Source organism: Parvibaculum sp., assembly GCF_035511255.1.
In the GTDB taxonomy this organism is placed as follows: domain Bacteria; phylum Pseudomonadota; class Alphaproteobacteria; order Parvibaculales; family Parvibaculaceae; genus Parvibaculum.
The window spans coordinates 1-6,092 of sequence record NZ_DATKFR010000091.1 but is presented as its reverse complement, the minus strand read 5'-3'; the positions used below and the strand labels follow the sequence as shown (position 1 = coordinate 6,092).

Genomic DNA, 6,092 nt, shown 5'->3' with positions numbered 1-6,092 from the left:
GCCGATTCGGATGCCCGGAGATTATGGAAGACGCCCTCAACCTCAATTCCGTCACCCTGCTGATCGTCATCGCGCTCGGCTGCGGTTTCGTGCTGATCCGCCTGCGCCAGCCCGCCATCGTCGGCTACATCCTCGCCGGCGTGGTGCTCGGCCCCCATGGTCTCGGCCTGGTGAAGAGCGCGGAGGGCATCGACTTCTTTGCCGAACTCGGCGTGCTGCTGCTTCTCTTCCTCGTCGGCCTCGAGCTGAACCTCAAGACTTTCCGCGCCGTCTATCGCGTCGCGCTGTTCTGCGTCGCCCTGCAGACCGTCGTTTCCCTCGGCCTCACCTGGGCGACCGGCGCGTTGCTGGGTTGGGGACTTCAAAGCTCGCTCATCCTCGGCTTCGTGCTCTCGCTGTCCTCGACCGCCGTCGGCATCAAGATGCTGCAGGAGATCGGCGAGTTTCACACCCATGCCGGCCGTATCACCATGGGCGTGCTGGTCGCGCAGGATCTGCTGATGATCCCGATGCTGGTGATTGCGAGTTCGCTCGGCCATGGCCGGGGCGACGGCGTCGATCTGCTGCTCGTGGCGAAACTCGCCGGCGCCGTCGCGGTGCTCGCGGGCACGGCCGTCGTCCTGACGCGCAGGGGCCGCGTCGAGCTTCCCTGGAGCCGCATGCTGCGCGGGCAGAGCGAGCTCGCGCCGCTCGCCAATATCGGCTTCTGCTTCGTCTTCGCCGCCGTCTCCGGCTATGTGGGCCTCTCGCCGTCCTATGGCGCCTTTCTCGCCGGCCTCATCCTCGGCGCCTCGACCGATCGCCGCGCCGCGATCTTTCTCACCGCGCCGGTGCAGAGCGTGTTGCTGATGGTCTTCTTCCTGTCGATCGGTCTCCTCATCGACCTCCAGTTCGTCGCGACGCATCTCATGACGGTGCTGATCCTCGTCTTCGTCGTGCTGGTCGCAAAGACCGCGTCGAACATCACGATCCTGAACCTCCTCGGCGAACCCTGGGAACAGGCCTTCATCTCGGGCCTGGTCATGGCGCAGATCGGCGAGTTCTCCTTCGCCCTGGCAAAGGCCGGTCTCGGTTCCGGCGCGCTCGACCGCGACGCCTACCAGCTCGCGCTGTCGGTGATCGCCTTGAGCTTGATCCTCAGCCCCTTCTGGCTCGTCACCGCGCGGCGCTTTCACGCCGTCGGACAGCAGCAGTTCACGGGCCTCGTCTCGACCTTCGAAACTCTCTATCCTTCGGCCTTCGCGCGGGCGCGCTGGCTCGCGGCGAAAATCGCCGGCGGTACGAAATGGCTTTTCCGCCGCGCTTCAGATGAAGAACGCAGACCATGAACAAGCTGCCTCGCGAAATGGCGGACACGCCCCAGACCCGCTCTCCCTCCTTCAAGCTGAGCTTCGAGGACGCGGATTTCCTGCTGCGCGACGAGTTGCGCGCCGTGCGCCTGCAGCTCGAATTGCTGAAGCCCGAGCTGATGCTTCAGGATCAGAACATCCGCTCGACCATCGTCGTCTTCGGCAGCGCGCGGGTTCCCTCGCCCGAGGACGCGGCCTGCCACTGCGACGAGGCGAATGCCGCGCTCGCCGCCGATCCCGGCAATCCCGAATTGCAGCGCGCCGCCCGCGCCCGCGAGAACCAGCGCAAGCGTTGCCATTACTATGAAGAGGCGCGGCGCTTCGGCCGCCTCGTGTCGGAGGCCGCGCAGACATCGCAGGGCCGCGACTACGTCATCATGACGGGCGGCGGTCCCGGCATCATGGAAGCGGCGAACCGCGGCGCGTCGGATGCAAAGCGCGTATCGGTCGGACTCAACATCTCCCTGCCGCATGAGCAGGTGCCGAATCCCTATATCACGCCGGATCTCGCCTTCCAGTTTCACTATTTCGCGCTGCGCAAGATGCATTTCCTGATGCGCGCGAAGGCGCTGGTCGTCTTTCCCGGCGGCTTCGGCACGTTCGATGAACTCTTTGAGACGCTGACGCTGATCCAGACCCGCAAGATCGATCCGATGCCGGTCCTCCTTTTTGGCGAGGACTACTGGCGCCGCGTCGTCAATTTCGACGCGATGGTGGAGGAGGGCGTCGTCGCGCCGGAAGATCTCGACATCTTCCACTTCGTCGAAAGCGCCGAGGACGCCTGGAACTACATCGCCGCCTTCAACGAGCCCGGCCCGAAGGAGCCGCCGATGCAAAGGAACGATCCGCTCTGATCGGAATGCGCACATCATGCCGGTCATAGTCTGGTTCAGGCAGGATCTCCGCCTCGCCGACAATCCGGCGCTCGCCGCCGCCGTGGCGACGGGCGAGGAGATCGTGCCGCTTTACATTCTCGATCCGGGCACGCCGCTCGGCGGCGCTTCGCGGTGGTGGCTGCATGGGAGCCTCGCGGCTCTTGCATCCGGGCTAGAGCGATGCGGTGCGCCGCTCGTCCTGCGGCGCGGGCAGGCCGCCGATCTGTTGCCGGGGCTGATCGGCGAGACCAAGGCGCGCAGCGTCTTCTGGAACCGCTGCTACGAACCCGCGGCCATTGCCCGCGACAAGGCGCTGAAGACGGCGCTCGTCGCGCAAGGCGTCGAGGCGAAGAGCTTCAACGCGAGCCTTCTCGCCGAACCCTGGGACGTGCGGACGGGAAGCGGCGGTCCCTACAAGGTCTTCACGCCCTTCTGGCGCAGCCTGTCGGCGCGGGCGCCCTTTCCGTCTCCGCTTCCGGCGCCGAAGAAGCTGCGCGGCGCGGCGCGCATCGGGTCGGACGATCTCGCGGCCTGGAGCCTTCTGCCGACGAAGCCCGACTGGGCCGGCGGTCTGCGTGCGGCATGGAAGCCGGGCGAGACGGAAGCCGCGCGGCGTCTGTCGCACTTTCTCGACACGTGCGCGGCGCGCTACGCGCAAGCTCGCGATCTTCCGGGCCTCGAAGCGACCTCGCGTCTCTCGCCGCACCTCCATTTCGGCGAAATCTCGCCGCGCCAGATATGGGCGGCGGCGGATGCCCGCGCTCATGCCGTGCCACGGGCGGCCTCGGGCATCGCATCCTTTCTGCGTGAGGTCGCCTGGCGCGAGTTCAGCCACCATCTGATCTATCACTGGCCCGGCATGGTCGAGCGCGCCTGGAAGCCCGAATTCGACGACTTCCCGTGGACAGACGATCCAGCCTCGCTTGCCGCCTGGCAGAAGGGGTGCACCGGTTATCCGATCGTCGATGCCGGCATGCGCGAATTATGGGCGACCGGCTACATGCACAATCGCGTGCGCATGATCGCTGCGTCGTTTCTGGTCAAGGATCTGCTGATCGACTGGCGGCGCGGCGCCGAATGGTTCGAGGACACGCTGGTCGACGCCGATCTCGCGAACAATCGCGCGGGCTGGCAATGGGTCGCGGGCTCGGGCGCCGACGCGGCGCCCTATTTCCGCGTCTTCAATCCGGTGACGCAGGGGCAGAAGTTCGATCCGGCCGGCGATTACGTCCGCCGCCATGTGCCCGAACTTGCCCGTCTCGACAATCGCTTCATCCATCGGCCCTGGGAGGCACCGCCGGCGATGCTCTCTGAGGCAGGCATCGTGCTCGGACAAACCTATCCCAAACCCATCGTCGATCACGCCCGCGCCCGCGAACGGGCCCTTGCCGCTTTTGCGGACATCAGGAAGAGCTAGCGCGTCGCCCGGCTATGTAATGCGCATAGAGCGCGAGGCTCGCCGCAACCGTCGCGTTGAGCGACTCGACCGCGCCCGTCGTCGGAATGGAAAGCCGCCTGAGCTTCAACGTCGAGGGGATGCCGCGGCCTTCCTCGCCGAGCACGAGCCGGAGGTCGCGCGGCCAGTCGAGTGCCGCCATGTCCTCGCCGCCCGCGTCGAGCGCGAAGATCGGACCGGTCGCCTCGTCCAGCGTTTCCCATGACGGTCCGCGCAGCAGCGTCAATTCGAACTGCGCATTGGCGGCGGCCCGCAGGGCCTTGGGATGAAAGGGATGCGCGGCCTCGCTCATCAGGATGATGCGCGTCGCGCCGAAAGCCGCCGCGCTCCTGAGCGCCGCGCCGAGATTGTTCGGATCGCCGAGCGCGCAGACGAGCTCGAGCCCTTTCGGCACCGCCGAGAGATCGGCTAGCGACATCGCCGGCACCTTGCCGACGAGAAGCGGCGCTCCGGTGCCCGACACGTCGAGCGCGTCGAAGAGCGCGCGCGACAAGCGGTATTTCTCGACATGGGCGGGAATGGTCCACCCCTCGATCTGCGCGGGATCGAGCGCGAGCAGCGCATGAAAGCGATCGGGATGCGCGGCCAGCGCCTCGGGCGCGGATTTGCGTCCGGCGAGCAGGAACTCGCCATGCTTCCTGATGCCGCGACTTTCGGTGAGCTGCTCCCAGATTTTCGCCTGGCCGTTCTGCAGACTCTCGATCACACGCCAGTAGCTGCCGCTCATATTCATTCAATCCCGTTCATACGGGCGCCAATTTCGCCGAATTTTGCCGGAAAGTCCCCAACTTATGCCGCTTTTTCGACGCGATGCCTACCTAGCTTCATGGTTGGGTACGTTTCGTCGCTGCGGGGCCATAACGCCGCAGCCGCTCGCAAAGGCGGGCAAGGAGGTGGGAACATGAACACGCTTCTTCGCAAATCCGCGAACGGGTCGTCGCACGCTGGAAAGCTTCTCCTCGCCGCGCTCGCGACGGCAGCTTTCGTCGGGGCTATCGCGGCGACGCCGGCAATGGCCGATCCGCATCACCATCACGGCCGTTGGGATCGGCACTACCATCCGGGCTGGGTGCGCTATTACGACGGGCCCTATGTCTATTATGCCCCGCCTCCCGCTTATTACCCGCCCCCGCCGCCGCCGGTCTATTACGCACCTCCACCGCCTCCGCCACCGGTCTACTATGGCGGGCCGTCGCTCAACGTGGTGATCCCGATCCGCTGATAAGGAGCCGGGATGCGAACACGAAAGAAAGGCGCCGCGGGATGCCCGCGGCGCCTTCGTTCTGGGGATCGACCTCAATCGGTCTGGTATTTGAATTCCGGCATGTTCTGAAGCGCCTCCTTGGAACCGCCGGACAGCACGAGCTTGTCGTCTCCGATCTTCAGAGACTTGTAGGGCACCGCGACGTATTTCGCGCCGACGCCGAGGAAGCCGCCAACGGAAAGAACCGCATAAGGAACATTGTCGCTGCGGTTGATCAAGAGGTCGTTGATCGTGCCGATCTTCTCATTCTTGTCGTTGGTCACATTGGCACCGATGATTTTCGATGCGCGATAGGCGGTCTGCAGGCTGGCGACGTCGACTGTCAGCGGCGCCACGGGTTGCGGCGTAAGGTCGGCGGCGATGGCGGTGGTGCCCATCAGGACAGCAAGCAGCGCACCTGAAATCGCAGATTTCATGGGATCGGTCCTCCGTCTTGTAAAACGTCCGTTCCAATGAACGGCTTCACGGGGATAAACGCCGCCGAGCGGCTTTGTTTCCGGCCACCGGCCGACATCTCGCGCGGAAATTTCTTCCGACGGAAAATAGACGACGAAACGTTGGATCATCTGCGCATGGATGGACATCCAATGTCTTCATTGTGGCTGAGTTGTACGTTGATCGGCCGAGGCCCTGGTGCCAGTTTTCAGGCGGCCTGTGCGAAGAAGGAATGACCATGAGTTCGTCCTTGCTTGCCTTCGGGATAGGAACGTCGATCGCGGGGCTTGCCGCGACCTATGTGGCGCGTATGCGTCGACGGCCTGTCTGCCCCTCCTGTCGCGAACCGCTGGTCGAACATAGCTGTGGGGACTGCGGCACTCTCTATGGCGCGTCGAGGAATAAGCCGAAGAGTCTTGGTGGCATGGCTTCCGCGCGATAAAAGTTAATCCGCCTTACGATCTCGTCCCGTCATTGCGCGGCGACGAGGGCCGCCCGATCTGCAATAATACCGTTCTCACAATTTGACGGGCCGCAAAGGTCCGCGAAGATACAGGGAGAACGACATGAGCGATTTCAAGCTGCTGATCGGCGGCAAACTCGTCGCGGGCGACCAGACGATGGACGTCGTCAATCCGGCGACGGAAGAGGTGCTGGCGAAATGCCCCCGCGCCTCGAAGGCGCAACTCGACCAGGCGGTCGCCGCCGCGAAA

General features: G+C 64.8%; 7 protein-coding genes. 5 read left to right on the top strand and 2 right to left on the bottom strand.

The window, feature by feature from the left end; genetic code table 11:
• The 3 genes from VMR03_RS03100 to VMR03_RS03090 all read left to right on the top strand — a co-directional run.
• The coding region (locus VMR03_RS03100; RefSeq protein WP_325402179.1) for a cation:proton antiporter at positions 1 to 1,328 on the top strand (1,328 nt) is incomplete at its 5' end.
• Positions 1,325 to 2,203, top strand: coding sequence for a TIGR00730 family Rossman fold protein (locus tag VMR03_RS03095; RefSeq protein WP_325402177.1), 879 nt, complete (start codon positions 1,325 to 1,327; stop codon positions 2,201 to 2,203). The genes VMR03_RS03100 and VMR03_RS03095, both read left to right, overlap by 4 nt.
• Before the next feature lie 16 nt (positions 2,204 to 2,219).
• On the top strand, positions 2,220 to 3,641 hold the full coding sequence (locus tag VMR03_RS03090; RefSeq protein ID WP_325402175.1) for a deoxyribodipyrimidine photo-lyase: 1,422 nt from the start codon (positions 2,220 to 2,222) through the stop codon (positions 3,639 to 3,641).
• Here VMR03_RS03090 and VMR03_RS03085 read toward each other — a convergent pair.
• Positions 3,628 to 4,407 (bottom strand): TrmH family RNA methyltransferase, encoded by a 780-nt coding sequence (locus VMR03_RS03085; protein ID WP_325402173.1) that lies wholly within the window; start codon positions 4,405 to 4,407, stop codon positions 3,628 to 3,630. The genes VMR03_RS03090 and VMR03_RS03085 overlap by 14 nt on opposite strands.
• Before the next feature lie 174 nt (positions 4,408 to 4,581).
• On the opposite strand from VMR03_RS03085, the gene VMR03_RS03080 reads away from it, so the two are divergent.
• Positions 4,582 to 4,902: a hypothetical protein gene (locus tag VMR03_RS03080; RefSeq protein WP_325402171.1), complete on the top strand. Its 321-nt coding sequence runs from the start codon at positions 4,582 to 4,584 to the stop codon at positions 4,900 to 4,902.
• Positions 4,903 to 4,976: 74 nt separating this feature from the next.
• On the opposite strand, the gene VMR03_RS03075 is transcribed toward VMR03_RS03080, so the two are convergent.
• Positions 4,977 to 5,360, bottom strand: coding sequence for a PRC-barrel domain-containing protein (locus tag VMR03_RS03075; protein WP_325402169.1), 384 nt, complete (start codon positions 5,358 to 5,360; stop codon positions 4,977 to 4,979).
• A 585-nt stretch (positions 5,361 to 5,945) separates the two neighbouring features.
• Here VMR03_RS03075 and VMR03_RS03070 point away from each other — a divergent pair.
• A partial coding sequence (locus VMR03_RS03070; RefSeq protein ID WP_325402181.1) for an aldehyde dehydrogenase family protein occupies positions 5,946 to 6,092 on the top strand: 147 nt, incomplete at its 3' end.

Bases quoted from the DNA above. Each gene is read 5' to 3' on its own strand.
- VMR03_RS03090 (WP_325402175.1), top strand. From the start codon at position 2,220: ATGCCGGTCATAGTCTGGTTCAGGCAGGATCTCCGCCTCGCCGACAAT.
- VMR03_RS03085 (WP_325402173.1), bottom strand. From the start codon at position 4,407: ATGAGCGGCAGCTACTGGCGTGTGATCGAGAGTCTGCAGAACGGCCAG.
- VMR03_RS03095 (WP_325402177.1), top strand. From the start codon at position 1,325: ATGAACAAGCTGCCTCGCGAAATGGCGGACACGCCCCAGACCCGCTCT.
- VMR03_RS03080 (WP_325402171.1), top strand. From the start codon at position 4,582: ATGAACACGCTTCTTCGCAAATCCGCGAACGGGTCGTCGCACGCTGGA.
- VMR03_RS03075 (WP_325402169.1), bottom strand. From the start codon at position 5,360: ATGAAATCTGCGATTTCAGGTGCGCTGCTTGCTGTCCTGATGGGCACC.